The sequence below is a fragment of the Variovorax sp. P4_D9 genome (assembly GCF_056401695.1).
In genome coordinates, this window is record NZ_JBFUIU010000807.1 from 1 (window position 1) to 3,948 (window position 3,948).

The 3,948-nt window shown below is 65.9% G+C and carries 1 protein-coding gene; it reads left to right on the forward strand.

The annotated features are described in order from the left end of the window. Positions 1-3,948, forward strand: a 3,948-nt coding sequence (locus AC1DY5_RS45690) for an LPD5 domain-containing protein (RefSeq protein ID WP_478121007.1), incomplete at both ends; no start/stop codon positions are given.

Consider the following 3,948-nt stretch of genomic DNA (forward strand, 5'->3'; position numbering starts at 1 on the left):
AGACCGGCGTCAGAAGGCGCAGGACGCACGAGTAGCCGAGGCGGCCGAGACGATCGGCTATGTGACCTTCGATGTGCCCGGCGACGGGAAATTTAAGGTGGTCAACCACGTCGAGCGCCTCAAGGAGTTTCGCTCGAAGGTGGCCAACGACAAGGGTTTCAGCGACAAGGGGCAGACCCCGCCGAAGGCCAAGGCGGCGACCAGCTCGGGCACCATCGCCGCGCTTCAAAACATGGTCGAGGAGCAGGACTATCAAGYCGCGCTCGACTACGCCACCGCGAAGGGCGCCTCGCTCGATGACTTGAAGCTCGCGAAGGCCGAGCGGGCGAAGCTCGACGCATGGCTCAAGAGCAACCCGCAGCCGACGACCGAGGCCGACGACGAGCCCGAAGCGCCGGAGACGGCCGCCGATTCCGGCTCGTGGCTCAATGAGATGTACGGCGAGAGCAAGGCGGCCGAGCTGGCCAGCCGAGGCCCGGCCGCCTCCGAGGCTTGGGTCAACGAGGGCAAGACGCCCGCCGACTTGGTGGCAGAGAAAGAGGAACGCCTCGCCGGCGAGCTGGTGCACCAGTTCGCCGACTCCTTGGATGATGACTTTGACCTCGCCGAGCTGCCGAAGGCCGTGCGCATGTGGGCCGACGACAACAAGGTGACGGCCGACGGGCTCCGCGCGCAAGTGTTGAGGGCGCTCGACAAGACCGACCTCAACGCCAAGCAAAAGAAGAAGATCCGCGATGCGCTGAATCCGCTCAAGAACGACGCCAAGCCGGCGGCAATCGAGGACTTCGGCGAGGAGCTGGCGGGCGCGCGGAAGATGACCTACACGGCCGCCTACAAGGACAAGTTCGACCAGGCCGTCGAGCTGGACGTGTCCGCCGAGCCGCTCTCGAAGACGTGGCCCGAGCCCGACTACCAGAAGCTCCTCGACGCCGGCGCCGACCCGTGGGCCGTGGCATTCGCACACGCAGCTCGCGACGAAGTCCCCACCAAGCCGTCGAAGGGATGGAAGCTCAAGGCATGGGTGACCGAGGTCGAATCGCTGCGCGATCTGTCGCAGCAGGCGCTCGACGAAGACGCCAAGCGCGAGCGCATGAAGGCCGAGTTGAACACCGCTCGATTCGCGACTCTGAAGGGATGGGTCGACGGCAAGGTGGCGCTGTATCAGGCGCTTGGCCATGCCAACTCGCTGAAGTCGTTCGAGCTGTCGATGGGCATCTACTCGATCCACGGCGGCAAGAAGTTCGACCCGCCCAAGACCATGTGGAGCGTCACACAGAAGGTGGCGGGCAACTCGTGGGGCAGGGAAATGTCCCTTGGCGACACGATGCAGGAGGCGCTCGATGCGTTCGTGGCCAAGGCGCCCAGCCTCTTCGAGGCCACCGCCGAGCCCAAGGGCGCGACGTTCGAGATTTACTCGAAGCGCGGCGTCAAGGAGAACCCGATCTTCATCGGCAAGAAGATCGGCCGGAACGTCATCACGATCAAGGCTGGGTTCGCGACGGTCAAGGACGCCCGCGTGTTCATGGCCGACAACGCGGCCGAGCTGGAAGCCACCCTGGCCAAGATGAAGGAGATCCCGTCCGAGCGGAACGCGATCGACCAGCCGCGCGTCGGCGCCGACCACCGCCAGAACGGCGACGTGTCCCCCGAGGAGTTCTCCGAGGCCTTTGGCTTCCGTGGCGTGCAGTTCGGCAACTACGTCGAGGGCGATCGTCGGCAGCGTGACCTCAATCGCGCTTATGACGCGCTGATGGATCTCGCCGCGATGATTGGCGTCCCGCCACGCGCGCTTTCCCTGAACGGTTCGCTGGGCCTCGCCTTCGGGGCCCGTGGCAAGGGCGGCAAGGGCGCATTCGCCGCGCACTACGAGACGGGCAACGTCGTCATCAACCTGACGAAAAACGCCGGCGCCGGATCTCTCGCGCATGAGTGGTGGCACGCGCTCGACAACTATTTCGGCAAGGCCGACGGCCGCCCGAGCGCCTATATGTCCGACTCGCCCGATGCGGCTCGAGGCATGGGCATCGTGCGCGACCAGATGCGCGAAGCCTTCCGAGGCGTCAAGCAGGTGCTCCAGACGATCCCGATGAAGGCCCGCGCCGCGAAGCTCGACGAGCTGCGCAGCACGCCCTACTGGTCGACGCCGTTGGAAATGTCCGCGCGTGCCTTCGAGGGCTACGTGGTGGCCAAGCTCCAAGACCAAGGCGCCAGGAACGACTTCCTGGCCAACATCGTGAGCGAGCCCGACTATTCGCTCGAAGGCGGGTACCCGTACCCCGTGGCGGCAGAAATGCCCCAGGTGCGCGCCGCCTTCGATCACTTCCTGGCGACAGTCGAGCATCGACAAGGCGACGATGGGAATGTGGCGATGTTCAGCCGCCTCCCGTCGAGCTCGCCGGCGGCCCGCGCGCAGGCTGTGGAAGTCGTGCAGCGCACCGTCGACGGCATCAGCCGCGCCTGGACGAACGCGCCGGAGATCGTGGTCGCCTTCGACATGACCGATCCGGCGATTCCCGAGGCCGTRCGCCAGGAAGACCAGCGCCAGCGCAGCGGCGGCGCCTCCGGCTCACCGGAGGGCTTCTACTACCGGGGCAAGGTCTACCTGATGGCCGTGCAGCTGAAGAGCCCGAATGACACCGCSCGRGTGCTCTTCCATGAAGCGCTCGGCCACTACGGGCTTCGCCGGCTCTTCGGCAGGGACCTGGGCGGCATCCTGAACCAGATCGTCACCATGCGCCGCGCGCAGGTCGACGCCAAGATGAAGGAGTACGGTCTGCGTGGCGTGAACAACCTTGACCGCCTCCACGCGGCCGAGGAAGTGCTGGCCGAGATGGCGCAGAACACCCCCGAAATCGGCTTCGTCAAGCGCGCGATCGCCGCGATCCGCACTTGGCTGCGCACCAACGTGCCGGGCTTCCGCAGCCTGGCGCTGTCGGACGCCGAGATCATCCGCAACTACATCCTGCCGGCTCGACGGTTCGTGGAGCAGGGCGGGCCTGATGGCCCACGCGGCGGCCGGCGCGTGGATACGGCCTTCAGCCGTGGCGACGATGCGCCGATGTTCAGCCRCTCGACCGTGGCCGAGTACACCCGCAAGGCGACCGATGCCCTGAACCAGCAGTTCAASGCCCCGGGCAAGCTGTCGTGGTGGCACAAGACCATCGGCACCATGTACAACCTCGCGGAGCGCTCGGACGAGTTCAAGCCGGTGTTCAACGCYGCGCAGGGCTTCGTCGACGACGTCGCCTACTACGCCACSGACGCGGCCGACCTGGCGCCSAAGCTGCTGCCCAAGCTGGAACACTGGAAGGACATCACCAAGTCTCCGGTCAGCGCGGCYGACAACAAGGCGATCGCCCGGCCGATCAACGAGGGCACGCTCTCGTGGACGCGCGACGACCACGGCAAGCCCGTGCTGCTGGCCACGCTCCAGGCCGAGGCCGCGAAGATGACCACCGAGCAGAAGGCACAGAAGATGCTCGCTGTCGGCAAGATGCACCCGGGCATGCTCAAGGCCTGGAAGGGCCTGCCGCTGGCCCAGTTCGACGCGATGGTGGAGTCCCGCTACTCCACGCAGATGCTCGGCGCCGGCATCGTCTGGACCGAGGATGAGCTCAAGTCCCAGTTCAAGCTGACCCCTGGCCAGATCGAGCTCTACAAGGAGTTCCGCCAGACCACCGACCGCAGCCTGGACACCATGGGGCGCGCTGACATGCTGCGCTTCGGTGGCGAGGACGTGAAGGGCTTGCGCGAGACCGTCATGGACGCCAAGGAAATTCAGGAGGCAGCCGTGATGCTGCGCGACTACCTCATCAGCCTGGCGAAAGAGGAACCAGACCGCGATGCGCATCTGATGTCTCTGGCCAACGGCATGATCGAGCGCGCCGACAAGGTCAAGAACCTGCAGGACAAGGGCTACGCGCCGCTGTCGCGCTTCGGCAAATACAC